Annotated in this window: 22 protein-coding genes; 10 read left to right on the top strand and 12 right to left on the bottom strand. The window is 68.1% G+C overall.

Going from position 1 to position 25,710, the window contains the following annotated elements; genetic code table 11:
• Positions 1–92 precede the first annotated feature (92 nt).
• Positions 93–626: a macro domain-containing protein gene (locus D893_RS07450; protein WP_026289076.1), complete on the top strand. Its 534-nt coding sequence runs from the start codon at positions 93–95 to the stop codon at positions 624–626.
• Here D893_RS07450 and D893_RS07445 read toward each other — a convergent pair.
• From D893_RS07445 to D893_RS07435, 3 genes are read right to left on the bottom strand one after another with little or no spacing between them, the layout of a single operon-like run.
• Positions 616–3,699 (bottom strand): efflux RND transporter permease subunit, encoded by a 3,084-nt coding sequence (locus D893_RS07445; RefSeq protein WP_110619470.1) that lies wholly within the window; start codon positions 3,697–3,699, stop codon positions 616–618. The genes D893_RS07450 and D893_RS07445 overlap by 11 nt on opposite strands.
• 14 nt (positions 3,700–3,713) lie before the next feature.
• Positions 3,714–4,826 (bottom strand): efflux RND transporter periplasmic adaptor subunit, encoded by a 1,113-nt coding sequence (locus tag D893_RS07440; RefSeq protein WP_110619469.1) that lies wholly within the window; start codon positions 4,824–4,826, stop codon positions 3,714–3,716.
• Positions 4,823–5,545, bottom strand: a complete 723-nt coding sequence (locus tag D893_RS07435; RefSeq protein WP_018947895.1) for a TetR/AcrR family transcriptional regulator — start codon at positions 5,543–5,545, stop codon at positions 4,823–4,825. Before D893_RS07435 ends, D893_RS07440 begins: the two co-directional genes overlap by 4 nt.
• A gap of 180 nt (positions 5,546–5,725) precedes the next feature.
• Here D893_RS07435 and D893_RS07430 point away from each other — a divergent pair, with 180 nt between their 5' ends.
• From D893_RS07430 to katG, 4 genes are all read left to right on the top strand, one after another.
• Positions 5,726–6,595, top strand: a complete 870-nt coding sequence (locus D893_RS07430) for a hypothetical protein (protein ID WP_110619468.1) — start codon at positions 5,726–5,728, stop codon at positions 6,593–6,595.
• A 48-nt stretch (positions 6,596–6,643) separates the two neighbouring features.
• Entirely contained in the window at positions 6,644–7,534 is an 891-nt protein-coding gene (locus tag D893_RS07425; RefSeq protein ID WP_244263472.1) for a hypothetical protein, read from the top strand.
• Positions 7,535–7,592: 58 nt separating this feature from the next.
• Entirely contained in the window at positions 7,593–8,435 is an 843-nt protein-coding gene (locus tag D893_RS07420; protein WP_077244900.1) for a PH domain-containing protein, read from the top strand.
• Between the two features lie 161 nt (positions 8,436–8,596).
• Positions 8,597–10,822: a catalase/peroxidase HPI gene (gene katG, locus D893_RS07415; RefSeq protein WP_110619467.1), complete on the top strand. Its 2,226-nt coding sequence runs from the start codon at positions 8,597–8,599 to the stop codon at positions 10,820–10,822.
• A gap of 130 nt (positions 10,823–10,952) precedes the next feature.
• Here katG and D893_RS07410 read toward each other — a convergent pair whose 3' ends face one another.
• Positions 10,953–11,498 (bottom strand): hypothetical protein, encoded by a 546-nt coding sequence (locus D893_RS07410; RefSeq protein ID WP_110619466.1) that lies wholly within the window; start codon positions 11,496–11,498, stop codon positions 10,953–10,955.
• Positions 11,499–11,692: 194 nt separating this feature from the next.
• Positions 11,693–12,631: a pentapeptide repeat-containing protein gene (locus D893_RS07405; RefSeq protein ID WP_110619465.1), complete on the bottom strand. Its 939-nt coding sequence runs from the start codon at positions 12,629–12,631 to the stop codon at positions 11,693–11,695.
• 175 nt (positions 12,632–12,806) lie between these two features.
• Here D893_RS07405 and D893_RS07400 point away from each other — a divergent pair, with 175 nt between their 5' ends.
• The 3 genes from D893_RS07400 to thiI all read left to right on the top strand — a co-directional run bounded on the left by D893_RS07400 (position 12,807) and on the right by thiI (position 16,635).
• Positions 12,807–14,012, top strand: coding sequence for a diguanylate cyclase (locus D893_RS07400; RefSeq protein ID WP_110619464.1), 1,206 nt, complete (start codon positions 12,807–12,809; stop codon positions 14,010–14,012).
• 158 nt (positions 14,013–14,170) lie between these two features.
• On the top strand, positions 14,171–15,139 hold the full coding sequence (locus tag D893_RS07395) for a DUF523 and DUF1722 domain-containing protein (RefSeq protein ID WP_168409932.1): 969 nt from the start codon (positions 14,171–14,173) through the stop codon (positions 15,137–15,139).
• The gene (gene thiI, locus D893_RS07390) at positions 15,136–16,635 is read left to right on the top strand and encodes a tRNA uracil 4-sulfurtransferase ThiI (protein WP_110619462.1); all 1,500 of its coding nucleotides are present in this window, start codon (positions 15,136–15,138) and stop codon (positions 16,633–16,635) included. The genes D893_RS07395 and thiI overlap by 4 nt, the downstream gene beginning before the upstream one ends.
• Positions 16,636–16,780: 145 nt before the next feature.
• On the opposite strand, the gene D893_RS07385 is transcribed toward thiI, so the two are convergent.
• The 3 genes from D893_RS07385 to proV form a co-directional block, all read right to left on the bottom strand.
• Complete coding sequence (locus D893_RS07385; RefSeq protein ID WP_110619461.1) at positions 16,781–17,650, bottom strand: glycine betaine ABC transporter substrate-binding protein; 870 nt, start codon at positions 17,648–17,650, stop codon at positions 16,781–16,783.
• A 75-nt stretch (positions 17,651–17,725) separates the two neighbouring features.
• Positions 17,726–18,841, bottom strand: coding sequence for a proline/glycine betaine ABC transporter permease (locus D893_RS07380; protein ID WP_110619460.1), 1,116 nt, complete (start codon positions 18,839–18,841; stop codon positions 17,726–17,728).
• An 11-nt stretch (positions 18,842–18,852) separates the two neighbouring features.
• Positions 18,853–20,022, bottom strand: coding sequence for a glycine betaine/L-proline ABC transporter ATP-binding protein ProV (proV, locus tag D893_RS07375; RefSeq protein ID WP_110619459.1), 1,170 nt, complete (start codon positions 20,020–20,022; stop codon positions 18,853–18,855).
• 220 nt (positions 20,023–20,242) lie between these two features.
• On the opposite strand from proV, the gene trxC reads away from it, so the two are divergent.
• On the top strand, positions 20,243–20,677 hold the full coding sequence (trxC, locus tag D893_RS07370) for a thioredoxin TrxC (protein ID WP_018947636.1): 435 nt from the start codon (positions 20,243–20,245) through the stop codon (positions 20,675–20,677).
• 12 nt (positions 20,678–20,689) lie between these two features.
• On the opposite strand, the gene D893_RS07365 is transcribed toward trxC, so the two are convergent.
• The 4 genes from D893_RS07365 to D893_RS07350 form a co-directional block, all read right to left on the bottom strand.
• Positions 20,690–21,652, bottom strand: coding sequence for an SLAC1 anion channel family protein (locus D893_RS07365; protein WP_110619458.1), 963 nt, complete (start codon positions 21,650–21,652; stop codon positions 20,690–20,692).
• An 81-nt stretch (positions 21,653–21,733) separates the two neighbouring features.
• Entirely contained in the window at positions 21,734–23,035 is a 1,302-nt protein-coding gene (locus D893_RS07360) for a TlpA disulfide reductase family protein (RefSeq protein WP_110619457.1), read from the bottom strand.
• A gap of 20 nt (positions 23,036–23,055) precedes the next feature.
• Positions 23,056–23,424, bottom strand: coding sequence for a hypothetical protein (locus tag D893_RS07355; RefSeq protein ID WP_018947639.1), 369 nt, complete (start codon positions 23,422–23,424; stop codon positions 23,056–23,058).
• Between the two features lie 79 nt (positions 23,425–23,503).
• The gene (locus D893_RS07350) at positions 23,504–24,025 is read right to left on the bottom strand and encodes a PAS domain-containing protein (protein ID WP_110619456.1); all 522 of its coding nucleotides are present in this window, start codon (positions 24,023–24,025) and stop codon (positions 23,504–23,506) included.
• 128 nt (positions 24,026–24,153) lie between these two features.
• Between D893_RS07350 and D893_RS07345 the strand changes: the two genes are divergently transcribed.
• On the top strand, positions 24,154–25,686 hold the full coding sequence (locus D893_RS07345) for an AAA family ATPase (protein WP_018947641.1): 1,533 nt from the start codon (positions 24,154–24,156) through the stop codon (positions 25,684–25,686).
• Positions 25,687–25,710: the final 24 nt, after the last annotated feature.

The following is a 25,710-nucleotide window of genomic DNA, read 5'->3' as shown; positions in this document are numbered from 1 at the left end:
GGCCTCCTACGGGACCGGGGTGGCGTGTACGGGGCCGGTTGGCTGGCCTATGCTTGAGACGGAAATGATCAGGGAAAGACGGGGGAAGAATGATGCAGGTTGTGGTTCGGGGAGTGAAGATCGAGTGCGTTACCGGTGACATCGTCGAGCAGCACGACATGGACGCCATCGTCAACGCGGCCAATGCCTGGCTGCGCCCGGGCGGGGGCGTGGCCGGCGCCATCCACCATGCGGCGGGGCCGGAGCTGGAACGTGAGTGCGAGCCGCTGGCGCCGATCGAGCCGGGACAGGCGGTCATAACGGATGGGCACCGGCTGCTGAACCGTTACGTGATCCATTGCCTCGGTCCGGTGTACGGGCGTGACGAACCGGCCAGTCGCCTGCTGGCCTCGTGCTATCGCGAGGCCCTGGCGCGCGCCGAGGAGGCGGGGATCTTCAGCATCGCGTTCCCGGCGCTGTCCACCGGGGCGTTTGGTTACCCCGTCGAGGACGCGGCGCGTGTCGCTCTGGAGACGGTAGTGCACCGGACCCCGCATCTGGAGTCGGTGCGCTACATCCGCTTCGTGCTGAGCAAGGACGAGGACCGCGACATCCACGCACGCATCCTCAAGGAACTTACCGGGTAGCGGCGAGGCTGTCGGCGTAGTGGTCGCGGGCGACGTAGGTGTAGATCGCCGGGACCACGAACAGGGTGAACAGCGTGCCGATGGCCATGCCGGCGGCGATCACCAGCCCCATGGCGAAGCGCGAGCCGGCGCCGGCGCCGGTGGACATCAGCAGCGGCACCATGGCCACCACGGTGGCGGTGGTGGTCATCAGGATCGGCCGCAGGCGCAGGCTGGCGGCCTCCTCGATCGCGTCGCGCAGCGGGTGTCCCTGGCGCTGCAGCTGGTTGGCGAACTCCACGATCAGGATGCCGTGCTTGGCGATCAGGCCGATCAGCGTCAGCAGGCCCACCTGGGTATAGATGTTCAGCGAGGTCACGCCCAGGCTGATGAAGATCAGCGCGCCGGCGATGGACATTGGCACCGTGGTGAGGATGATCAGCGGGTCGCGGAACGACTCGAACTGCGCGGCCAGCACCAGGAAAATCACGAGCAGGGCGAAGAAGAACGTCACCACCAGGTCGCCGCCCTCGGCCTTCAGCTGGCGGGATTCACCCGCGTAGTCCACGTTCACGTCCGGCGGCAGCACCTCGGCGGCGATCTCGTCGATCAGCTCCAGCGCCTCGCCCAGGGTCACGCCCGGGGCCGGCACGCCCTGCAGGGTCACGGCGTTGAGCTGCTGGAAGCGGTTCAGCTGGCGCGGGGTGACGCTCTCCTCGAGGGTCACGATGCTGGACAGCGGCACCGGCGTGCCGTCGGCGGTGCGGGTGAACAGCTCCTCCAGCTGCTCCGGGGTCAGGCGGTCGGAGCGCTGCACCTGGGGGATCACCCGGTAGCTGCGGTTCTCCATCGCGAAGCGCCCGGTGTAGCCCCCGGAGAGGAACGTGGCGAGGTCGGCGTTCAGCGTGGTCATGTCGATGCCGAGCTGGGCCGCGCGCTCGCGGTCGATCTTCAGGTCCACCCGCGGCTTGTCGAAGTCGAGATCGGTATCCAGGAAGATGAAGCGCCCGGTGTCCATCGCGCGCTCGGTGATCTCGTCAGTGAAGGTCTCGAGTTCCTCGAACGAGGCCGTGGAGTTGAACACCACGCTGACCGGCGCACCGTCGCCCGGGGTCGGCAGCTGCGGTGGCTGGACCGCGAACACCTCCAGCCCCGGGATGCGGTCCAGCGCCGGTTGCAGGTCTTCTTCCAGGATCGTGTCGGTATCCCGCTCGCGCTCCTCCCACGGGCTCATGACGAAGCCGCCCAGCGCCTGGTTGGTCGCGCCGGCCATGCCCGGGCCGCCGCCGAAGCCGTTGACGATGAAGATGTTGTCCATCTCCGGGATTTCGTCGAACAGGCGGTCGGTCAGCGCCGTGTTGCGCTCCAGGTAGTCGATGCCCATGTGCGGGTCGCCCTCCATGATGGAGAAGGCGAAGCCCTGATCCTCGGGCGGTTCCAGTTCCGACTGCGAGGTGACGAACAGGAAATAGCACGAGACCAGCACGATGGCGCCGAACACCGCGATGGTGAACCGGTCGCTGAGGGCCCCGTGCAGACGCCGCCGGTAGCGCCGGCGCAGGCCGTCGAAGCGGTCGTCCAGCCAGGTCTCGATGCGCCCGCGCCGCTGGCCGTCGCCGTGGCGCAGGATCTTCGAGCACATCATCGGCGAGAGGGTGATGGCGACGATGCCCGAGATCACCACGGTGGCCGCCAGGGTGAAGGCGAACTCGATGAACAGCGTGCCGGTCAGCCCGCCGATGAAGCCCAGCGGCAGGAACACCGCGACCAGCGTGGTGGACATCGCCACGATCGGCCAGGCCAGCTCGCGCGCACCCTGCAGCGCGGCCTCCATGCGCGACATCCCCTCCTCGATATGCCGCGAGATGTTCTCCAGCATGATGATCGCGTCGTCCACCACGATGCCGATCGCCAGGACCATCGCCAGTAGCGTCAGGAGGTTGAGCGAGAAGCCCATCAGCAGCATCAGCATGAAGGTGCCGACCAGCGACAGTGGCACCGCCACCGCGGGGATGATCACGCTGCGCAGCGAGCCCAGGAACAGGTAGATCACCACCAGCACGATCAGCAGCGCGAGGGCGATGGTGATCAGCACCTCGTTGATCGCGCTCTCGATGTAGTCGGTGGAGTCGTAGACGATCTCGCCGTTCAGCCCCGACGGCAGCCGTGGTTCCACGCGCTCGCCGAAGACCTCGCGCACCTCGGCGATTACGTCCAGGGCGTTGGCGTCCGGCGCCAGCTCGATCCCCATGAAGGTGGCCGCCTGACCGTTGAAGCGCACCGAGGAGTCGTAGGTCTCCGAGCCCAGTTCTACCTCGGCCACGTCGGCCAGGCGCACCAGGTCGCCGTCGGCCTCGAACAGTACCAGCTGCTCGAATTCCTCGACGCTCTGCAGGTCGGTGTCGGCGGTGAGGTCGAGGCTGACCATCGAACCCCGGGTCTGGCCGACCGCGGAGAGCACGTTGTTGCCCTCCAGTGCCTGGCGCACGTCGCGCCCGCTGACCCCGTACGCGGCCATGCGGTCGGCGTCCAGCCAGGCCCGCATGGCAAACGCCTCGCCGCCGAGGATCTCGGCGCGCTGCACGCCGTTGACGGTGGACAGCTCCGGCTGGACCTCGCGCACGAGGTAGTCGGTGATCTGGTTGTTGTCGAGCTGTTCGGAATAGAACGACAGGTACATCGCCGCGACGTCGTCGCCCACCGACAGGTCCACCACGGGGTCCTCGGCCTCGGCCGGGAGCTCGGAGCGGATCTTGTCGACCTGCGCGGAGATCTGGGTCAGCGCCTCGTTGGGGGCGTAGTCCAGCTCCAGGTGCGCCTGCACCGTGCTGGTGCCCGCCATGCTGGAGGAGACGATGTAGTCGATGCCCTCGGCCTCGGCGACCTCGCGCTCCATCGGGGTGGTGATGAAGCCCTCGACCAGGTCGGCTTCCGCGCCGATATACGAGGTGCTGACGGTCACCACCGCGTTCTGCACCTCGGGGAACTGGCGGACGTTCAGGTCCACCACCGCGCGGATGCCGAACAGCAGGATGAACAGGCTGACCACCGTGGCCAGCACCGGTTTCTGAATGAAGACGTCGGTGAAACGCATGGTCGCGGCCCGGGTCAGCGAGTGTCCGGGCGCGGGTCGCGCTCGGCATCCGGCTGGGCGTCTTCGGTGATGTTCACCGGGGCGTCGTTCTGCAGCTTGAGCAGGCCGCTGGCCGCCACGGTGTCGCCTTCCTCCAGCCCGTCGCGGATGCGGATCAGGTCGCCGCGCCGTTCGCCGGTCTCGACCAGGCGCTGTTCCACCCGCTTCTGTCCGTCATCGTCCTCGAACACCACGAACGCCGACTGGCCCCACGGGGCATGGCGGATGGCGGTCTGCGGCACCACCAGGGCTTCCTCGGCCTCGCCGCGTTGCAGCGTCACGCGGGCGAACTGGCCCGGGCGCAGGCGGTGGTCCTCGTTGTCGAGGGTGGCCTGCACGCGGAACATGCGCGACGCGGGACGCACCCGCGGCTCGATGGCGGTGATGACGCCGGTGAAAACGGCGTCGTGCGCATCGGTCCGGATACGCACTTCCTGGCCCGGTTCGACTTCGCTCAGGCGTCGCTCGGGCAGGGTGAAGTTGAGGTGGATCGGATCCAGGGTCTGCAGTTCGACCACGGGATCGCCGGGGCCGACGAACTGGCCCTCGTCGATCTGGCGGATGCCCAGCTGGCCGTCGAACGGGGCGCGCAGGCTCTTCTGTCGGATGCGTTCTTCCTGCGAGCGCACGGCGGCGCGGGCCTGTTCCGCCTCGGTCTGCCGGCGCTGCAGTTCGGAGTCGGAGATGCTGTCGCGCTCGGCCAGCCCGCGGGCGCGCTGCAGCTCGCTTTCGGCCAGCATGGCCGCGGCCTGCAGGCTCTCCAGCTCGGCGCGGTCGAGGGCGGTGTCCAGCTCCACCAGGGTCTCGCCTTCGGCGACCTCGGTGCCGCTGGAGAACCGGATGCGATCCACCAGGCCCTGGCTCTGGAAGCTCAGGGTCGCGCCGCGCACCGCCTCCAGGCTGCCGATGGCGCGGGTCTCGGGCGTCCACGCGTCGGTCTCGACGGTGGCCGCGTTGATGGTGGCCTCGGGTTCGGGCATCTCTTCGAAATATGCGGCGATCTGCTGGTCCATGAAGGCCTTGAACCCGAAGATCCCGCCCAGTACCACGGCCACGCCGAACAGCATGTAGAAGAAACGGCGACTCACTGGAAGGTCTCCTGCAGCACGGCGCGCACGCGCTCGGTCTCCGCGCGCACCACCGAAGGTTCGTCGGGGTCCACGCGCGGCTCCCAGCGCCAGCCGGTCATCAGGGCGTGGAAGTGCCGGATCAGGTGATCCAGCGGCTGGCCGATGTCATAGGCCTCCAGCAGGCCGCGGGCATTCGCGAGGCTCTGCATGCCCTGGTTCAGGGCCCAGGGGCCGAGCCCCATCTCTTCGGCGGAGATCTCCCGTGCCGCGGGAAGGTCCCCCTTTTCCCGGGCCCTTTCCACCACGCCACTCACGGCATCGCTGATGGGCTGGGCGGCGGTGAGCAGGGCCTCCCGGCGTTCCTGCGAGATCTGCGCCCAGACCGCTTCGGTGAGCAGGTACTGCATCAGGCGGTAGTGGTCCGGGTTGGCGGTGGCGAAATCGAGGTCGGTCAGTACGATCGCCAGCATCTGCGAGCGCGTGCCCAGCGGCAGCTCCGGCAGCCGGCGGAAGCGTTCGGCGTGCTGGATGGTGGTGCGCGTCGCCACCGCGGCCAGCAGGTCCTCCTTGGAGGCGAAGTGCTGGTACAGCGTGCCCGTGGCGTATTCGCAGGCGGCGGCCAGCTTCGACATCTGCAGGGCCAGCAGGCCGTCCGTGCGGATCAGCTCGTGGGCCTTGTCGATGAACAACTGTTCGCGTGCCTGGCGCTCGCGTTGCTTGCGGTCTTCGGTTCCCATGACGCTGCAGGCTAGCGAACCCGGAACGATTTGTGAACCGAGTTCATGGATTGTTTCGGGTTCGTTCCATCGACTGGAACACGCTGCGGCCGCTCGACGTCTGCCGGGGGGCCGGTTCCCTACCCCTGCCGGCCAGCGGGAAAGTATCCTTGAGGGGAAGGCAGGCCACGAGGAAGGCCCATGAAGACACTGCGCGAACGGATGGCCGACAACGGCTTCGAATCGAATATCGACTATGCCCATCATGTGGACTGTGTGCTGGCCCGGGCGGGCGGTTCGATCCCCACGCTGAACGTGGAGGGGGACTCGGGGCGGCGCAAGACCGCTTTCGCCAACGCCCTGGCCGCGGCACTGGAAGTCCCGCACGTGCTGTATCACGACTTCACCCAGGCGCATGATCCGGCACCGACGGCGCAGCCGCCGTCCAACCCGGAGGAGGACGGAGTCGAGGAACCGCCGATCCCGGCCTTCGACCGCGAGGTCTCCAGTGCCTGTGCGTACTCCGAGGGCGAACGCACCATCCTGATCCTGGATCAGCTGCAGGCGGCGGACTTCCGCGAGCATCTGCGGCTGTACCGCTTCGTGGTCGATCGCGAGTGGTCCATGGGCGGGGCGTCGTTCGTGGCCAGTCGGGAGCGGCTGATGCTGGTCCTGATCTCGGAAGAACCGGTCTATCATTCATTGAAGAAGGTCGGTTTCAGCGTGTGGGTTCCGCGCGCCTCGGTGGGCGAGGCGGATTACCGCCCGGAGGACTTCGGCCTGGGGCCGGAGGCGGAGGGCCTGATGTGCGGCCTCGGGGAGCTGTTCCGGGCGCTGGGTGTGCAGCCCACGCCGTCGGAGTTCCAGCGGCTGCTGGACGACATCCGCAACCGCGTGCGGACCCGCGAGGAGCTGACCCATTCGATCTTCGGCCGGACCGAGGGGATCGACCACACGCTGCTGGTGTCCGATGCGATCCAGCAGCGCATGGAGCGGCTGATGCCGGAGCTGTGGGAGTTCGTGGGGTCCGAGCACGTGGAACTTTCCGGCGTGCCCCCGGATCCCGAGTAGACGGATACCGGGCCGCAGGGCCCGGGTCGCACGCAGGGGAGGATCGCCATGGTACGGACGGGACGGACAGTGGCCGCGGGCTGGCGGCTTGCGGGTGTGGCGGGACTGATTCTGTTGCTGGCGGGCTGCGGGCGCGCCTTTCCGGAGCCCGCGCCGGAGCGCGAGTTCGCCGACGGGCTGTCGGCCGAGACCCTGTTCGAGCGCACGCTGGAGGCCCACGGGGGTGATCTGCGCGAGGACCCGCGCGACTTCAACATGGCCACCGACGGCGAATGGGGACGCATGATACAGCGCGTGCAGCCGCTGGTGGCGGATACCGGTTTCCGCGGACGCTCGGAAGAACGCTATCGCCCGGCGGATTCGCTCTACGTGCGCGAGTACACCGGCCCCGAGGGGGTGAAGCACGTGTTTCGCCACGAGGGCACGATCAGCGTGTACTACAACGGGGAGTTCGAGACCGATCCGGACCGGGTCGCCGCCACCGCGATGACCATCGACGCCGGCGAGCTGTTCCATTTCGGCCCCAGTTTCGTGAAGCACCGCGCCACCGATCTGCAGCGCCTGCCGGACCGGCGCGAGGATGGCGTGGGCTACCATCGGGTGCTGGCGACCATCGAACCGGGCTTCGGCTTTGCCGAACGCGACGAGGTGGTGATGTGGATCCATCCGGAGACCGACCGGCTCTACCGCGTACACATCACGCTGGAGGGCTTCGAACGCACGCAGGGGGCGCACGTGGACACCACGTTCCTGGAGTACGAGGAAGTCGGGCCGTATGTCCTGCCGTCGCGCTTCGAGGAACGGGTGCGCGGGCCGCTGCGCCTGCACGTGCATGACTGGTGGGTGACCGGACGCGACATGGATCGTGGCTGGGAGATCGAGGACGTGCGCGGACCCGGGTTCTCGGGCGCGGCCGAGCCGCCGGCCGCCGAGGAATAAGCCGTTCGCTGATAGACTGGCGTCCTTTTTCGGGAACGGATGATCGCGAGAGGGCTTGATGGCGCAGGGTTTCTGGGCACGACTGGGGCGGCAGATGCCGCTGATCCTGGCGGTGGCAACGGTGATCTCGCTGCTGGGGGCCATGCTGGTTCGAGGTGGCAGTTCCCTCGGGTTCGTGGCGGCGTTCGTGGTGCTGCTGCCGCTGACACTGGCAGCGGCGCTGATCCGCTGGTGGCCGGGCGGGCGCACGGCGCGCGAGGTCTGCCGTGGCGAGCGCGTGCGCCGGGCGCTGTGGATGCTGGCGGCCGCGCTGATGATCTCGGCGGTCATCACCCTGGTGGCCGGGGTCGCGTGGTCCGGGGCGCGCGTCGGCAACATGCTGCTGGTGGCGGGCATCCTGCTGCTGCCGCCGGCAGTGCTGATCAGCCTGCTGGTGATCCTGGGGCGGCGTTCCATCGAACTGCGCGAAGAGCTGGAGCCCGGGTCGCATGTGGAGCTGGAGACCAACGCCCACTGGGCGGTGTTTCTGCCGGCGCTGGGGGTGCTGGGGATCACGGCGCTGCTGGCTATCGGCCCGCTCGGGGTGTGGGGCCTGGGCGCGGCCGCAGTGCTCTACCTGGTGGTCCTGCCGGGGCTGGCGATTCGGGGGCTGGCCAGTTTCGTGAACTCCGAGGCGGTGCTGACCGATCGTTACCTCCACGTGGCCAGCGGGCTGTTGTGGCAGCGCGCGGTGCGCTTCGATCTCAAGCGAGTCGGCGACATCGGGGTGAAACAGCACTGGCTGGGACGGCGCCTGGGCTTCGGCAAGGTCACGGTGGTCGATGCCGACGGGCACGCGAAGGTCGTGCCCGGCCTGCGCGATCCGGCCGGCCTGGTGCAGCGCGTCCGGGCCCGGTTGTGAAGCAAAGCGGCGAAATAGTTGATGCCTAATACAACAATGTGCAAACGATAATGGCATCTATTCTCAATCCTGCTATACCTCATGACAGAGGAAGGCGATGCCGTGACCCGGAGTCCGGTTTGCGCCCTCCCTGCTGAATGCAACCGAACGAGGAGAGAGAGATGGCAGGAGACAAAGCGAACGCCGAAGGCAAGTGCCCGGTGATGCACGGAAGCCGTACCCGCAACGATGCCGGCGGCGGTGGTCCGCGTGACTGGTGGCCCAACCAGCTGAATCTGGGCATCCTGCACCAGCACGGGATCGAGTCCGATCCGCTGGGGCCGGAGTTCGATTATGCCGGGGCCTTCAGCCAGCTGGATCTGAAGGCGGTCAAGCAGGACCTGGCCGATCTGATGACCGACTCCCAGGACTGGTGGCCGGCCGACTACGGCCATTACGGCCCGTTGCTGATCCGCATGGCCTGGCACGCCGCCGGGACCTATCGCACCGCCGACGGCCGGGGCGGGGCCTCCACCGGCAACCAGCGGTTCGCCCCCATCAACAGCTGGCCGGACAACGCCAACCTCGACAAGGCGCGGCGTCTGCTGTGGCCGATCAAGCAGAAATACGGCAACAAGATCTCCTGGGCCGACCTGTACATCCTGGCCGGCAACGTGGCGCTGGAATCCATGGGCTTCGAGACCTTCGGCTTCGGTGGTGGTCGCGAGGACATCTGGGCCCCGGAAGAGGACATCTACTGGGGTGCCGAGGACGAGTGGCTGGCGACCAGTGATCACGCGAAGAGCCGCTATTCCGGCGAGCGCGAACTCGAGGATCCGCTGGCCGCGGTGCAGATGGGGCTGATCTACGTGAACCCCGAGGGCCCGGACGGCAACCCGGACACGCTGAAGCTGGCATTCGACATCCGCGAGACCTTCGAGCGCATGGCGATGAACGACTACGAGACGGTGGCGCTGACCGCCGGCGGGCACACCTTCGGCAAGGTGCATGGCGCGGGCGATGCCGCCCACGTGGGACCGGAACCGGAGGCCGCGCCGCTGGAGGAGATGGGGCTGGGCTGGAAGAGCAGCTATGGCTCCGGCAAGGGCCGCGACACCATCACCAGCGGGCTGGAGGGATCCTGGACCCCGACCCCGCGGCAGTGGGACATGAGCTACCTGGAGGTGCTGTTCAAGTACGACTGGGAGCTGAGCAAGAGCCCGGCCGGCGCCTCGCAGTGGGTGCCGAAGAACCTCGCCGACGAGGACCGCGCGCCGGATGCCGAGGACCCGTCGCAGAAGGTGGGCATCATGATGACCACCGCCGACATGGCGATGCGCGAGGACCCCGAGTACCGCAGGATCGCCCTGCACTTCAAGGAGAACCCGGAGGAGTTCGCCGACGCCTTCGCGCGCGCCTGGTTCAAGCTGACGCACCGTGACATGGGGCCGAAGGATCGTTACCTCGGACCGGAAGTCCCCGCCGAGGATCTGATCTGGCAGGACCCGGTGCCGCCGGTGGATCACGTGCTGATCGACGAGCAGGACGCCGAACGGCTGAAGGCCGGGATCCTCGCGACCGGTCTGTCGGTGCAGGAGCTGGTGGCCACGGCGTGGTGCTCGGCCTGCACCTTCCGTCAGTCGGACAAGCGTGGCGGGGCCAACGGGGCCCGCATCCGTCTGGCGCCGCAGAAGGACTGGGAGGCGTTCGAACCGCAGCAGCTGGCGAAGGTGCTGGACCGGCTGGAGGGCGTGCGCGAGTCCTTCAATGACGAGCAGTACGGGGACAAGCGCATCTCCCTGGCCGACATGATCGTGCTGGGCGGGGCGGCCGGCATCGAGAAGGCCGCGGCGGATGCCGGGCACCCGGTGTACGTGCCGTTCGTCCCCGGACGCACGGATGCGACCGAGGAGCAGACCGACGCCGAGTCCTTCGAGCCGATGAAGCCCGAAGCCGACGGTTTCCGCAATTACCGCCGGGCGCGCTTCACCGTGGCCGAAGAGGAGATGCTGCTGGACCGTGCCCAGCTGCTGGGCCTGACGGCCCCCGAGATGACGGTTCTGGTGGGCGGCATGCGCGCCCTGGATGCCAACCACGGGGGCTCGAAGGATGGCGTGCTGACCGAGCGTCCCGGACAGCTGACCAACGACTTCTTCGTCAACCTGGTCGACATGGGCATCGAGTGGCAGCCCGTGGGCGAGGAGGCCGACCGCTTCGAGGGACGTGACCGCGCCACCGGCGAGGTGAAGTGGACCGGGACCCGCGTGGACCTGGTATTCGGCTCCAACTCGCAGCTGCGGGCCCTGGCCGAGGCCTATGCCCAGGACGACGCGGCGGAGAAGTTCGTCTGGGACTTCGTCGATGCCTGGAACAAGGTGATGAACGCGGATCGCTTCGATCTGATGTAAGTCGATTGCCGTAAAACCGGAGCCCGCCCTGCCCGCAGGCGAAGGTGCCTGCCTGGTCTTGTTCTCCTGTGGGAGCCTGCTTGCAGGCGAACAGGGGGTGGGCGCCCGGTCCTTTTATCGGGCCCCGGCCCTACTCCTGTTCGGGCAGGGTGGTGTCGAACTCCACCTCCACCGACCGCGTGCGCGATGGATCCGTCTCCTCGCTCAGCGGATTCTCCCGGTGGTGCAGCTCGCCCGAAACCCGGCCGCTGATGCGGGCGGTATCCCCGTCGACCTCCAGCCGGTCGAACTCGTACTCCACATTCTCGAGCTGGTCGTTCCCCACAAAATCGGGGCCGCCGGCCTGTTCGTGGTAATAGCTGACCTCCACCCTGCCCACGTTGTCGTTGAAGGTCGTCACGCTGACGATCAGCGAGCCCAGGGGGTTGGGCGTGCTGCCGTCGCGCAGCCCGTGCAGGTTGAACAGGCGGGCCCCGGCTGGCAGGTCGGTGAAGAAGGCCGGCCCCCCGTCATCCGTGTCGAAGCGCTCCCAGGTCCGTTCGTCACCATCGATCGTGCCGCTCATCACCACCTCGCCGGCGACGGCCTGTCCGCCGGTCAGCGCGAGGGTGGCACCGGCCGCCAGACCCGTCAGCAGGGTGGCTCGGGTGCGGGTATTCGGTTGCGTCGGCTGCATGCTGCCTCCAGTGGAAGGGATATGGGAACAGCCTAAACTGCGCCCCTCCCGCCGTCGCCCCTCAAATGCAGGGGACATCGATCTTCGCCGGCTGTGTGGCGCTGCTCTAATGGATCAAGGGCATCCCCGACATCCGCAACGCCCTCGATCGGGCTGCCTGAAACCAGTCTGTCCGGCACCGCCCGGAGCGCGCATCATTCGCAGGTGCTGAGGGCCTCTGCCGGACAGCGCGAGCCGTCCGGCCACAGCGCACGGCCCAGGCGGGCGCCGTTCAGTTCGGCGTCCTGCGGGTTGGCTTCGCGAAAGTCCACATGGCGCAGGTCGGCGCCCGAGAAGTCCGCACCGGCCAGCTCCGCGCCACGCAGGGTGGCGCCCCGCAGCCGGGCGTCCGTCAGGCGTGCGTCGGCGAGGCTTGCGTGGGTCAGGTCGGCGAACTCCAGCAGGGCCCCGTCCAGCCGGGCCCCCTGCAGGCGGGCGCCGCCCAGGCGGGCCTCGCGCAGACTGGCCCGTGTCAGGTCCGCCTCGCGCAGGTCGGCCACCGGCATCTCGCAGCGATTCCAGTTGACCTCCGGAGCCGGCGGGGCCGAGCAGTCGCGGCCGGTGGTCTCCGGCGGCGGTTCGCGCAGCAGCCACAGCAGGAGGATCGCCACCGCCAGCGTCGCCCCCAGCGTGGCCCAGCGGCGAGGCCCGCGGAGTATCGCGGGGATTTGTTGTGCCGGGAGGGTCAGAAGCTCCACCCACTGCCGGCGATGGGTCAGGGTTTCCGGCGACTCGGGCCGGCGCCGCTCGCCCTCGCGGCGTTCGAGGAGTTCCGGCGGGGTGTCCTCGTCCGGGGCGCGGCGTTCGCGCAGGCGCTCGTCCTCGCGCAGTCGGGCCTGCTGCAGGCGTTCCAGCCCCTCCGGGGTGTCGGCATGCAGCAGTTCCTCCGGGATCAGCTCGGGTACCTCGCGCAGCGGGTACCACAGGTGCGGCGTCGGCCCGACTTCGTCGTCCGGAGTGAGCCGACCGAGGATCAGGTAGCGCCGGATCAGATGCGCCGGAAACGGCCCGTGCACCTCGCCGTCGCGCCGGGTGTACCACAGCTCGTAGCCCTCGCTGTCCCGTTCCGGCGTCTCGCCCGGCTCATCGCTCATGGCTGTCCCCTTCCGCACCTGCGTGCAGTGTAGTGGCCTCCTTGCCGGGTCGCGACACCCGGGAACGCCGCCGTATGGCGGGATCCGTCCAAGACCGCCCGATTTGCGCGGTTGTGTTGCCGGGGGTGTGATGGCGTTCGCATAGTGCATTTCGCGCGTCGTTCGTGGGGGATGCATGCAGTTTTCGCAAAGGGTGAAGCGGATCGGCGGGCGTCTGGTGAATGCCATCACCCTGGCATTCGTGGTTCTGCTGGCGGGGATGCTCGTGGTGGTGGCCAACAGTGTCTGGCAGAACCAGCGGCTGCTGGACGAGCTCCACCACATGACCGAGGAACGGGCCCAGCGAATCCAGCTGGCGTCCGATTTGCTCGAGGCGGCCTACAATCGGCACCAGACCATGGTGAATCAGGTGCTGACGGATGATCCGTTCGAGCGCGACGACCTGCTGATGGAATACCACCGCTGGGGCCACAGCGTCGGCGAGGTTCGCGCGGCCCTGGACGAGCGCGTGACCGAGCCGGTGGCCCGCGAGCGGCTGGAGGAGCAGGATGCGCTGATCCCCGAGATCGTGGAGCTGCAGGACGAGGTCGTGGACCTGGCATCGCGCGACGAGATCGAGCCTGCGATGGCGATCCTCAGTGAGCGCCTGTTCGACCTGGATCGCGAATTCGATGCATCGATCGAGGCACTGCGTGCCCACGAGCGGGCGCAGATGGAGGCCGCGGCCGAACGTGCGCGCGAGGTCGGGGCCAATACGCAGCGGTTCATGCTGGTGTTCGGGGGAGGCGGCGTGCTGTTTGCCCTGGCCCTGACGCTGGTGACCCGCCGGACGCTGGTGGCGATGCATCATGACCTGCGTGAACAGGCCTCCCGGCTGGAGGAAGCCGGCCGTCGGCTGGAGCACGAGGCCACGCACGATCCCCTGACCGGCCTGCCCAACCGCCGTGCCTTCTATCGACGGCTGGAGGACGCGATCGAGCGCGGCCGCGAGACCGGCGAAACGTTCTCGGTGGCCTTCATCGACCTGGACCATTTCAAGCCGGTGAACGACCGCCTGGGGCATGCTGCGGGGGATGAGCTGCTGGGGGTGGTGGCCCGGCGGCTGGAAGAAGCGGTTCCGGAGACCGCGTGCGTGGCGCGCGTGGGCGGCGATGAATTCGCCGTGCTGCTGGCGGACGAGGCCTCGCCGGACACGGCTGGCGAGCGGCTGAAAGCAGCGGTGAGCCGGCCGGCGCAGCTGGCCGCGGGCGAGGTGACGCCCGCGATGACCCTGGGCTGGGCCGACGGGCCGGGGGACGGTGATCCGGATACGCTGCTGGGGCGCGCCGATCGCGAGATGTATGCCCGCAAGGCGGGTCGTACCCCGACGCCGTCCTTGTAGCGGCGGGTCACCGTGCGAAGAGGCCCGCCAGAGCTCGGCCGGACCCTGCCGACGCACTTTCCCGGAGGTTTCCATTTCCTTTGACCTTCGGGGGCGCCTACCATATGCGCTCCGAAGTACCGAGAACCGGGGCCGGTGGAAGGCTACGGCGCGCAACGATGAACGATCCCGACACTGTCCCGCCACGACCCCGTCTGGGGGTCTCGCGCTGCTTGCTGGGCGAGCGTGTGCGCTACGATGGCGGTCACCGCCGCGACGACTGGCTGACGCAGGTGCTGCTCCCGCATGTGGAGCTCGTGGCCCTGTGTCCGGAGGCCGAGGCCGGTCTGGGCACTCCACGCGAGCCGATGCAGCTGGAACGCGGGCCCGGGGATACGCAGCGACTGCGCGGACGCGAAAGCGGACAGGATCATGCGCCGGCCCTGCGTGCCTGGGTCGATGGGCGGTTGCCGGAACTGGAAGGGCCCGCGGGTCCGGATGGCTACGTTCTGAAGGCGCGCTCGCCCAGTTGCGGGCGCGCGGTGCCGGTCAACGGCCAGCGCGAGCCGCGTCCGGGGCTGTTCGCAGCCGCGCTGGAAACGGCTGCCCCGTCGCGGCTGCTGGTGGACGAGACCGCGCTGCACGATGCGCCGGCGCGCGAGGCGTTCGTGATCCGGCTGTTCGCCCTGGCGCGGCTGCGCGAACGCCTGGCCGGCGAGTGGACCGCCGGTGACCTGTCGGCCTTCCATGCGCGCGAGAAGATGCTGCTGCTGGCCCATGGCCGGCCGGACTACGACCGCCTGGGTCGCCTGGTGGCGGCCGCCGGGACGCGTCCGCGCGCGGAGCTGGCGGCCGAATATGCAGAGGTGTTTGCCCGGGCGCTGGCGCGCGGGACCACGCGCGGCGCCCACGTGAACGTGCTGCAGCACCTGCTGGGGCATTTCCGCGAATATCTGCCCGCGGACGAACGCGCGGCCCTGCAGGCCGCCATCGAGGACTTCGGCGCGGGTCGCCGGGACCGCATGTCGGTGGTGCGCCGGCTGCGGGAACGCGCGGATGCGCTGCAACTGGACTGGGTGTGCCGGCAGAGCTATCTGCGGCCGGCGCCGGATGAACTGCTGACGGGTGAAGACCCCGCGAACGAATGATTGCCGAATCCGATCTGATCATTCTCCGCCAGGCGCCGGAGATCCACCTGAAGGCGCCCGGTACGCGGCGCCATTTCACCCGCATCCTGCAGCGCAACCTGCGCCGGGCACTGGAGGACGTGCCGCACCGTCTGGCCACCGCGCAGGGGCGTCTGCTGCTGCGCACGGCGGAGCGCGAGCGGGCGCTGGAGATCCTGCCGCGGGTGTTCGGCCTGAGCACCTTCTCGCCGGTGGTGGCCGAGGTCGAGCCGGAGCTGGAGGCCATCGTCGACGGCGTGGGGCGGCATTTCACCGAGGCGGTGCGCGGCCGGACCTACGCGGTGCGCTGCAAGCGCCAGGGCACCAAGCGCGTGTCGGCCACCCGCATCGAGCGCGAGGCGGGCGCGGCCCTCAATGGCCCCGGGCGGGTGAACCTGGATGCGCCCGACGTCACCGTGCGCATCGATCTGCAGGAGGACCGGGCCTGGCTGTTCAGCGAGCGGCGGCGCGGGGCCGGCGGGCTGCCGCTGGGAGTGCAGGGGCGCACGCTGGTGCTGCTGTCCGGGGGCTTCGATTCGGCGGTGGCCGCCTGGTACATGATGCGGCGCGGCACCACGGCGGATTTCGTGTTCTGCAACCTCGGCGGGCCCACGCACGAGGCGATGGTGGCGGCGATCGCGCGACGCCTGGCGGGGGACTGGGCACACGGCACCCGCCCGCGGCTGTACGTGGTCGACTTCGAGGCGGTGGTGGAGGATCTGCGCGCCAGCGTCCCCGGCGACATGTGGCAGATCGTGCTCAAACGGCTGATGTACCGTGCGGCCGAGGCGGTGGCGGCGCGCAGCGGGGCCGAGGCCCTGGTCACCGGCGAGGCCCTGAGTCAGGTGTCCTCGCAGACCCTGTCCAATCTGCAGACTATCGACGCGGTGGCCACGCTGCCGGTGCTGCGGCCGTTGATCGGTTTCGACAAGCAGGAGATCACCGACCGGGCGCGGGCGATCGGCACCTTCGAGCTGTGCGAGCGGGTGCCGGAGTTCTGCGCGCTGACGGAGCAGCCGCCGCTGGTCGAGAGTCGGACCTCGCGCATCGAACGGGCGGAAGACGCGCTGCATCCGGCCGTTCTGCAGCAGGCGATCGACGCGGTGTGCGAGCGCGATCCGCTGGCGGCGGATGACGGACCGGACGGGGTTGCGGGCGAGGGTGAAGGGATCTTCGTGGACCGCATCCCCGAGGGGGCCACGGTGATCGACTGCCAGCCCGCGGAGGCCTACCGGCAATGGCACTGGCCGGGGGCGGAAAACCACCCGGCCGACACCCTGCTGCAGACGTTCGCCGACTGGCCCGCCGACCGCGAATACGTGCTCTACTGCCAGCGCGGCAGCAATTCGGCGGTGATCGCCGAGCGCATGCAGCGGGCCGGGTTCCGCGCGCGGGCCTTCCGCGGCGGGCTGAACCGCCTGAAAAGGCAGGAGGCCAGCCCCCTGGCCGATTCGGCGCAGGGGGGTACCCGGACGTGAAATCGGCCGGAGGGCCGGCCTCCTACGCGGCCGGGTCTGGCCGATTAAAGGCCCGATCGGGGAGAACGCCGGATACAAAAAAGGCCCGACCAGAAGGCCGGGCCCGGGGGCAGCGCGAGGCTGCCGGTGCGTTCCCTGGACGGGATCAGTTACGGGCGCAGGCCACCCATTCGTCGACCAGCCCGGCCTCGTCATTGAAGAACTTGTCCACCGCGTGGCCGGTGGACTCCTCGTCGGCCAGATACATGTACTCGTTGAGCAGGTCGATGTCGATGTTCATGCAGCCGGCAAAGGCGGCGACCTCGGGATGGTCGTCGGCAAAGCCGGTGCGCGACATGGCGTGGATGGATTCGGCACCGCCCAGGGCACCCTTCGGATCCTCGAGGTATTCAAGCTCGTAGGCACCCAGCTTCCAGTGCGGGCTCCAGCCGGTGACCACGATCGCCTCGTCGCGGCGGATGGCGCGGTCCAGCGCGGCGGTCATGGCGGCGTCGGAAGCTTCGATCAGGTCGAAGTCGAGGCCGTATTCCTCGATGGTGTCATGCGACAGGCGGGTCAGACCGGCGCCCGGGTCGATGCCCTGGATCTGCCCGTTCAGGCGGTTCTGCCACTCGTCATCCTGCAGGTCTTCGATCGAGGTCAGGCCCAAATCGTAGAGATATTCCGGGACCAGCCAGCCGAGCTTCGCATCCTCGTACAGCACGCCCAGGTCGACGATCTCGTCACCGAATTCATCGATGTAGTCCTCGTGGGTGATCGGCTGCCAGGACATCAGCATCATGTCCAGGTCCCCGCCGGCCAGACCGGCGTACTGCGGGGCGATGTCGGTCTGCACCAGCTCCACGCCGGTGTCCAGGCGTTCCTGGATCACGCGGTCGGCGACCTGGGTGATGAACTCGGCATCGGCCCAGGCGGTCCAGCCGATGCGCACGTCGTCCGCCTGCGCGGCGGAGGTCGCCATGCCCAGGGACAGGGCAGCGGCCGTGGCGGTCGTCAGCAGTTTCTTCTTCATCATGGTTACGGTTCTCCTTGTTGCTTCTTGAGCATCCGGCCGCCGGGATTCGGGGCGGCCGCGTGGATGAACGGATGATCAGGCATCGGCCTTCTGCCGGCCGCTGAAGAACCAGCGCAGCAGATTGCCGTAGGCATTGCCCTCGCGCCGGCGCTGGCCGAAGCTCTGGCTGATGCGGTCGAGCAGAATCGCGAGGAATACCACGGCCAGACCGCCCTCGAAGCCGACGCCGACCTGCAGGCGCTGGATGCCGGTGAGCACGGTGCCGCCGAGGCCGCCGGCCCCGATCATGGAAGCGATCACCACCATGGACAGCGCCAGCATGATGGTCTGGTTGATGCCGGCCATGATCGACGGCATCGCCAGCGGCAGCTGGATCTTGAACAATAGCTGACGCGGGGTGCAGCCGAAAGCCTGGCCCGCCTCCACGTGCTCGCGACTGACCTGGCGGATGCCGAGGTTGGTCAGGCGCACCGCCGGCGGCATGGCGAAGATCAGCGTGGCGATCGCGCCGGGTACGGTCCCCAGACCGAAGAAGATCGCCGCCGGGATCAGATACACGAACGGTGGCATGGTCTGCATCAGATCCAGCACCGGGCGCACCAGCATCTCCACGGTGTCGTTGCGCGACATCGCGATGCCGATCGGCAGGCCGATGATCAGGGCGGCAATGGACGAGGCCACCACCAGCGAGAGCGTCCGGATGGTCTCCGGCCACAGCTCCATCGAGAAGATCAGCAGCAGCGCCACCGCCGCGAACAGGCCGAAACGCCAGCCGACCCGCCAGATCCCGCCAAGAACAATCAATACGGCGAGTACCCAGGGTGGCGGGAACCACAGCAGCGCCTGAACGGTTTCCGAGAACACCCCGAGGCCAAAGGCCACGAGCAGCGCGCCGGTGGTGATGGCTCCGATCTTGTGTCCGAAGCGCATCCATACGCCTGCGGCAATCAGGAAGGCGGTCAGCCACAGCGGGTAAAGCAGGAGGAACTCGGTCGCGTCCACCAGGGCGCGGATGACCGCCTCGATCCCGTCCAGCAGCCCCTCGAGGTTGTCGCTGATCCAGTCGACCCCGTCCTCGATCCAGTCACCGATGGTGATCGGTTCCAGTACGGTCTCGCTGAACCACTCGGCCAGTGATTCGAGCGGTCCGACGGTTTCGTGGTCCTGGATGTCCGGTTCGTCTTGCGTCATGGGGGATGGGCCTACTGATGGGTCCGGTCGAGGGTTTGCAGGAGGTCGCGCTGCGACAGGGTCCCGATGAAACGGCCGTCTTCCACCACGACCAGCGGCCAGTCACTGGCGGCGGCGCGGCCGAGGACATCGGACATGGCGGTGGAGGCCTCCACCGTGTCGATGCCGTCGATGCGTGCGGCGTCGAGATCGGCGGCGTCCGTCAGGCTGCGTGCGGAGACCAGGCCGCGGAAGCGTGCCCCTTCGTCCAGCAGCACGGCACAGCCATCGGCACCCAGCTGCTGCCGGGCCCCGGCGGCGTCCGCCTGCCCGGTCTGCAGCAGTGGCATGGCATCGTGGCGGGCGATGTCGCCGGCGGAGTACACCTGGCTCACGTCCACGCCGTAGAAGAACGAGCGGACGTAGTCGTTGGCCGGGTTCGACACGATCTCCTGCGGCGTGCCGATCTGGACCACCTGCCCGCCCTGCATGATCGCGATGCGGTCGCCGATGCGCATGGCCTCGTCGAGGTCGTGCGAGATGAATACCACCGTCCGGCTCCGCTGTTCCTGCAGACGCATGAGCTCGTCCTGCATCTCGGTGCGGATCAGCGGGTCCAGCGCGGAGAAAGCCTCGTCCATCAGCAGGATGGTGGGGTCGGTGGCCAGGGCGCGGGCCAGGCCGACACGCTGCTGCATGCCGCCGGAGAGTTCGTCGGGGTAGCTGTTGGCGTGCGCGCCGAGCCCCACGGCCTCCAGGGCCTGCAGGGCCCGTTCGTGCTGGCGGACACGATCGAAACCGGAGACGTCCAGGCCCAGCGAGGCGTTCTCGATGACGGTCTTGTGCGGGAGCAGGGCGAACGACTGGAACACCATCGACATGTCGCGCCGGCGCAGGTCGATCAACTGCCTGCGGCTCATGCGGGTGATGTCCTCGCCGTTCACGTACAGGTGGCCGGCGGTGGGCTCGATCAGGCGGTTGAACATCCGGACCATGGTCGACTTGCCCGAACCGGACAGACCCATGATCACGAAGACCTCGCCCTCGCGGATGCTGAAACTGGCCTCGCGCACGCCCACGGTATTGCCGGTGCGGGCGAAGATCGCATCCTTGTCCAGACCCTGCTCCATCAGTTCCAGGGCGCGGTGCGGGCGCGGCCCGAAAATCTTGTAGAGATCCTCTACGACGAGCTTGTCACTCATGCGCGTACCGTTCGGGGTTCGGGTGGGGCGTTGTGGTGCGGCTCGCGGACCGGGTATTTCGGGAGGTCCGCATATACGAATACAGAACTCGTCGCTTGCGTGCAACGTTGACCGGGTATTCATGAGGCAGTGCCGGAATTCGTGCGGGTCTTCCGCACGGCCCCGTGTTCCGGATGCTATACAGGGGGGGAAGTCTGGTTCCGGCCCCGAGGTGATTGCAATGAAGGAATCCGTACATGTCGTCTGTCCGCATTGCGATGCCGTGAACCGCATACCGTCGCGCCGCATCGGGGGCGCACCGAAGTGTGGTCAGTGCCACGGGGCACTGTTCTGTGCGCGACCTGCGGAACTGACCGGCGACAACGTCGACCGGCACCTGCAGCGCAACGACATCCCCGTACTGGTGGATTTCTGGGCCTCGTGGTGCGGGCCGTGCAAGATGATGGGGCCCGAGTTCGAGCGTGCGGCGGCCGAGCTGGAACCCCGGGTGCGGCTCGCAAAGATCAATACGGATAGCGAACAGGCCCTGGGGGCCCGTTTCGGCGTTCGCAGTATCCCGACCCTCGCCCTGTTCGAGGAGGGTCGGGAGGTTGCCCGGCAGCCGGGGGCGATGCGCGCCCCCGACATCATCCGCTGGGTCCGCGACGAACTCTGACGCGGTCCCGGCCTACTCGGGGCGGCAGATCTCTCCGGCGCGGGCCGCCTTCAGGGTGCGCAGCGCCAGGCCGACGATCAGGATGGTGGTCAGTGCCAGCAGGATCACGCCCAGGGTTTCCATCAGCGGCAGGGCCGCATGCCGGCCGAATTCCATGGTGGCAATGCTGAACGCCGCGACCGGGAACGAATAGGCCCACCAGGAGAGGAAGAAGGGCAGGCGGAGGAACGCCGGCAGGCGCACCAGCAGGAGCAGGAACAGGAACGCGCCGATGTAGTAGAGGATGCGCGCGAAGGCGTCCACCTCGCCGGTCAGTTCGATCCACGCCAGAAAGCCCACCGCCGGGGGTGCCAGCAGGATGGCCAGGGTCGGCATCATGCGCTCGGGCAGCGGGTCGTGGAAGATGAAGCGATAGAACACCAGCGTCATCAGCACGATCCAGAACACCAGGCCGATGCTGAAGAAGAACCACGACAGCTCGATCAGGCCGAAGGCCACGCCGGGCAGCGGGATCAGGATGTTCCCCACCACCGGAATGAACCAGGCCGGGTTGATCGACTCGATCGGCATCGGCTGGGCACCGGTCCAGTGCGCCATCGCAGTCAGTGTCAGCAACAGATGAGCGATCACGCCGACGATCCACAGGGCCAGCGCCCACCCTTCGGCCACCGGCAACCAGAGCATCGACAGCAGGATCAACGAGATGGAGGTGGCGGCGAAGAAGTTCAGCTTGACCGGATGGTTGAACTCTTCTTTCACCTTGTCCGGCCAGCCCTTGAGTTTCGACAGGTAGGCGATCGCGAGGAAGATGAACAGCACCGTGGTCAGTCCGGTCAGTGCCGCACTGATCGTGGACGGGCCGTCCCAGACGATTTCGCCGGTGCGCCAGGCCAGGGTCAGGCCCGCCATGCCCATCACGGTTGCGAACAGGGGTACGGGCAGGTTGGGGAGTCGTCCCTCGGTGTTTTCCGTCATGATCGTCCTCGCTTCCATTGTGGTGCCCGTATCCTAGGCAAACGCCGATCAATGTGCACGTTCGCGCCCGGCGTTTGCCGGCTACTCCTCCAGCAGGTCGCGGATCTGTTCGACGACCCCGGGTTCCATCCATTCGATGGCCCCGTACAGGGCATAGCGCACGCGCCCCTCGCGGTCGATGACGTAGCTGGTGGGGAAGGCGAGGGCGCGCCAGTCTTCCAGCGACTTCTGCTGCGGGTCGAGCAGAATGGTGAACTCCGTCTCTACCTCGTCCTCGATGAACGCGCGGATGGTGTCTTCCGGTTCGCCCAGGTTCACCGCGAGGATGCGAAAGCCCTCGTCGCGCAGTTTGTCTTCCAGGCGCTGCATCGACGGCATCTCGTGCACGCAGGGCGGGCACCAGCTGGCCCAGAAGTTGATGAGAATGACCTCGCCGCGGTAGTCGCGCAGGTCGTGTTCCTCACCGGCCAGATCGGGACGGATCAGTTCCGGCGCGTCCGGTTGCTCTTCCACCGGATTCAGGCGGGCGTCGGTGCCCGACGGGGTGCGCACCGCGAGATCGACATCCGCCGCGGGCACGCGCGGCTCGCGTGCCGAGGGCGTGCGGGCCAGCAGGTCCATGCCGCGCAGCAGTTCGCCCGGCAGTGCCTCGCGTGCGAGGCGTTCGGCGGCGGTGGCGTCCGGCCGGAAGAAATAGCGGTCGCGCAGCTCGGGGAGCAGCCTCACGCCCACCGAACTGCCGGCTTCGGCCAGCGCCGCGCGCACGCGGCCCAGGTGCTGGAACTGCGGAGATTGTACGGGCTGCAGGATGAAGACCGGCAGGTTGCTGTAGTGGACGATCGGCTGGAGCTCGGGCTCGGCGGCGTCCGCCCCGGTATGCAGGAACGGGCTGAGCATCAGCACGCCGGCGAGATCCTCCGAGCCGGGGTTGGCCTGCTGCCACTGGTGCAGCCCGGTGAGCAGCCAGGGCCAGGCCCGGTCGCTTGCAAGGACGAACACCGGGCGCTCGGTCTCCTCGCGTGCGGCGTCCAGCAGATCCGGTACGGTGGCCAGCGGCATGTCGTCGAACGAAGAGGCGGCCTCCGGCAGGAAATGCCCGGTGAACGGATCCGTGAGCCAGACTTCCACGCCGCGTGCCTGCAGGGCCAGGGCCTGTTGGCGGTGCTCGTCCTGCAGGCCATGCTCGGAGGGAAACCACAGCAGGACGGGGCCGTGGTCGGCGGGGTAGCGCTGCACCGGGACGGGCTCACCCCCGGCGGTGACGGTGGCGGCCGGGGAATCGGCGAGGGCCGTTCCCGACCCGGCAATGCCGGCCGTCAGCAACAGCAGGCACAGCGCCGGCAGCAGCCGCAGGACGGGCAGGCGAACGCCTCGGGGCCTCATCCGGGCTTGCGTAGAGGGGATCAGTCGGCGGGCGCGCGCTCGACGCGGTCACGCGAGCGCAGGTCGCCGGAGGTGCGCTCCAGCTCGCGATCCAGGGTCAGAACCATGGTGTCGTCGCTCTCTTCCATGGTGACCTGATCGGCATCCACGCCCGGCGGCGGGAGCTGCGGGCGGAATTCCGTGACTTCGGCCGAACCCGGCGCTTCGCTGCCCGGCCAGTCCAGTTGAGACCAGTCCGCCTGGGTTACCGTGGCCACCGGGGAGTCGTAGCCCGGCGGGGCCCAGAACGCCAGCACCGCGGCGGTGGCTGCCACCAGCAGGTTGAGCGAACGGCGCCGGGCGCGCAGCTCGCGTTCCTGTTGCCGGGGATCTTCCTGGATGGCGTGCATGGATCAAGGCCTCGAAAACGTTGTTCTCACGGACTCAAACGTTACGCCGGCGGCGTCCGTGCTGCAACATGCCCCCGCGCTATACGGATTTCATGACCCAGTCGGTCAGGTGGCGGAAACCGCGCTTGCGCATGGCCTTCTGGATCGCCTGATAGCCGGCCTGGACCTGTTCTTCCCTGGGATATTTCTGTTCCACGGCGAGGATGTCGGCATAGATCTTCGACCATTCCTCGACGGCCTCGCGTTTGGGGCGAATGCGCACCGAGCTGTAGCCGGTGATCTCGCCGCTGGCCGAGGTGCGCGGGGCCACCCGCACGAAGACCCAGTAGTTGTCGCCGTTCTTCGCGCGGTTGTTGACGAAACCGAAGAACTCGTCGCCGCCCTGGATGATCTGCCACATCGCGTAGAAGGCGGCGCGCGGCATGTGCGGGTGGCGCAGGATGCTGTGGGGGGCGCCGATCAGTTCCTCGCGGCTGTATTGCGAGATGCGCACCATGGTGTTGTTGGCCAGGTCGATGACGCCGCGGGTATCGGTGCGGGACTGGATGGTGTCGTGCGGTTCGAGAACGATTTCGTGCCCGGTCAGGCTGCGGTCGACCATGCTGGCCCCCTCGTGATTCTGTGTGGAAAGAATCACGAATGCCATGGTCCCGTCAAACCGTGGCGGGCTGCGCCCGGGTGATGGCAGCGGTCTATACTGGGGCCCGTAGCCCGGACTCAGGAGCGTAAATGGCGGCGAAGCGGAACCCGACGGTGGAACGGATCCTGCGCGGGCTGCACTCGCGCTACCCGATCATCTACCTGCAGGGTTGGGACGAGGATCGCATCGAACGCCTGCTCCAGCAGGTGGCCCGCAAATATTACGGGGAAGAGGGCCGGCTGCAGGTGTGGTCAGCGGCGCGCGGTTTCGCTGCCCTGGAGGAGGATCCGTCGGGCGGGCCGGCGGTGGAGGCCGAGCCGGCGGTCCATGATCCCGAGGCGGCGCTGACACGCATCGCCGGTCATCGTGATCCGCCCCGCATGAGCCTGTTCAAGGATCTGCCGGTATGGTTCGACCAGCGCCCCGGACTGGTGCGCGGACTGCGCGATCTCTACTACGAGCTGAAGGGGACCAGCAACGTGGTCTTCGTCAGTTGCCCGCAGCTGCATCTCCCGGACATTATCAAGAAGGAGATCTTCCTGGTCGACGTGGATCTGCCCACCGAAGAGGAACTGCTGGAGTTTCTCGAGGGGCGTCGCGGCGCCGAGGCGCATTCGCGCGAGCTGCTGTTCCGTCTGGCGGCGGGGATGCGCGGGCTGTCGCTCAACGAGGCCGGCCACCTGGCCTCGCGCCTGCTGCGCATGCAGGACGTCGACGAGGACACCCTGCTGCGCGAGGTGCAGGAGGAGAAGGGCCAGATCCTGCGCAAGGAGAGCGTGCTGCAGTTCTATCCCCCGCAGCGTTCGCTGGAGGACATCGGCGGGCTCGGGGTGCTCAAGGAGTGGGTCACCACGCGCGCCGACCTGTTCTCGGAAAAGGCCTACGAGGAAGGGGTGCCGCTGCCCGCCGGGGTGCTGTTCATGGGGGTCTCCGGCTGCGGCAAGAGCATGGCGGCCAAGGCCATCGCGGCGGCGTGGGACCTGCCGCTGGCGCGTCTGGACATGAGTCTGGTGCTGTCAGGCAGTTTTGGTACGCCGGAGTACGCGTTCGCCCGCGCGACCCGAATCGCCGACGAGATCGCGCCGGTGGTGCTGTGGATCGACGAGCTGGAGAATGCCTTCGGCTTCGACTCCACCGGCAGCGGCGGTAACGTGAACATTTTCTCCAGCTTCCTGACGTGGCTGCAGGAGAAGTCGCCCAGGGTGTTCGTCGCGGCTACTGCCAATCGCATCGAGCTGATGCCGGCGGAGCTGATGCGCAAGGGCCGCTTCGACCAGCTGTTCTTTCTGGATCTGCCCAACGCCGACGAGCGCCGGGAGATCCTGGAGCTGCACATTCGCCATCATGGTGGCGATCCGGACCAGTTCGACATGGGGTATCTCACCGCCACCACCAAGGAGTGGAGCGGGGCCGAGATCGAGCAGCTGGTGCGTTCGGCCCGCATCGAGGCCTACCGCGAGGGGCGGACGTTCAATCAGAAGGACATCATCCGGGCGGCGATCAGCACGGTCCCGCTGTCGAAGACCATGGTCGAGCAGATCCGTGAGCTGCGGAACTGGAGCTTCAAGCGTGCGGTGAATGCCTCGAAATCCGAGAGCAAGAAGAAGCCGGCCGGTTCCTGAGGTCGGCTCCTGAAACCGGCGCCC

The sequence above is a fragment of the Thioalkalivibrio sp. ALE21 genome (assembly GCF_003208255.1).
In the GTDB taxonomy this organism is placed as follows: Bacteria; Pseudomonadota; Gammaproteobacteria; order Ectothiorhodospirales; family Ectothiorhodospiraceae; genus Thioalkalivibrio; species Thioalkalivibrio halophilus.
The sequence above is the reverse complement of the archived record's forward strand: the minus strand, read 5'-3'. Positions and strand labels throughout refer to the sequence as shown.

Coding starts and splice junctions, on each gene's coding strand:
- D893_RS07425 (WP_244263472.1), top strand. CDS start 6,644: ATGGTACGGACGGGACGGACAGTGGCCGCGGGCTGGCGGCTTGCGGGT.
- D893_RS07380 (WP_110619460.1), bottom strand. CDS start 18,841: ATGACGCAAGACGAACCGGACATCCAGGACCACGAAACCGTCGGACCG.
- D893_RS07365 (WP_110619458.1), bottom strand. CDS start 21,652: ATGACGGAAAACACCGAGGGACGACTCCCCAACCTGCCCGTACCCCTG.
- D893_RS07405 (WP_110619465.1), bottom strand. CDS start 12,631: ATGAGCGATGAGCCGGGCGAGACGCCGGAACGGGACAGCGAGGGCTAC.
- D893_RS07355 (WP_018947639.1), bottom strand. CDS start 23,424: ATGCACGCCATCCAGGAAGATCCCCGGCAACAGGAACGCGAGCTGCGC.
- proV (WP_110619459.1), bottom strand. CDS start 20,022: ATGAGTGACAAGCTCGTCGTAGAGGATCTCTACAAGATTTTCGGGCCG.
- D893_RS07400 (WP_110619464.1), top strand. CDS start 12,807: ATGCAGTTTTCGCAAAGGGTGAAGCGGATCGGCGGGCGTCTGGTGAAT.
- katG (WP_110619467.1), top strand. CDS start 8,597: ATGGCAGGAGACAAAGCGAACGCCGAAGGCAAGTGCCCGGTGATGCAC.
- D893_RS07345 (WP_018947641.1), top strand. CDS start 24,154: ATGGCGGCGAAGCGGAACCCGACGGTGGAACGGATCCTGCGCGGGCTG.
- thiI (WP_110619462.1), top strand. CDS start 15,136: ATGATTGCCGAATCCGATCTGATCATTCTCCGCCAGGCGCCGGAGATC.
- D893_RS07385 (WP_110619461.1), bottom strand. CDS start 17,650: ATGATGAAGAAGAAACTGCTGACGACCGCCACGGCCGCTGCCCTGTCC.
- D893_RS07445 (WP_110619470.1), bottom strand. CDS start 3,699: ATGCGTTTCACCGACGTCTTCATTCAGAAACCGGTGCTGGCCACGGTG.
- trxC (WP_018947636.1), top strand. CDS start 20,243: ATGAAGGAATCCGTACATGTCGTCTGTCCGCATTGCGATGCCGTGAAC.
- D893_RS07430 (WP_110619468.1), top strand. CDS start 5,726: ATGAAGACACTGCGCGAACGGATGGCCGACAACGGCTTCGAATCGAAT.
- D893_RS07350 (WP_110619456.1), bottom strand. CDS start 24,025: ATGGTCGACCGCAGCCTGACCGGGCACGAAATCGTTCTCGAACCGCAC.
- D893_RS07395 (WP_168409932.1), top strand. CDS start 14,171: ATGAACGATCCCGACACTGTCCCGCCACGACCCCGTCTGGGGGTCTCG.
- D893_RS07435 (WP_018947895.1), bottom strand. CDS start 5,545: ATGGGAACCGAAGACCGCAAGCAACGCGAGCGCCAGGCACGCGAACAG.
- D893_RS07410 (WP_110619466.1), bottom strand. CDS start 11,498: ATGCAGCCGACGCAACCGAATACCCGCACCCGAGCCACCCTGCTGACG.
- D893_RS07420 (WP_077244900.1), top strand. CDS start 7,593: ATGGCGCAGGGTTTCTGGGCACGACTGGGGCGGCAGATGCCGCTGATC.
- D893_RS07360 (WP_110619457.1), bottom strand. CDS start 23,035: ATGAGGCCCCGAGGCGTTCGCCTGCCCGTCCTGCGGCTGCTGCCGGCG.
- D893_RS07450 (WP_026289076.1), top strand. CDS start 93: ATGCAGGTTGTGGTTCGGGGAGTGAAGATCGAGTGCGTTACCGGTGAC.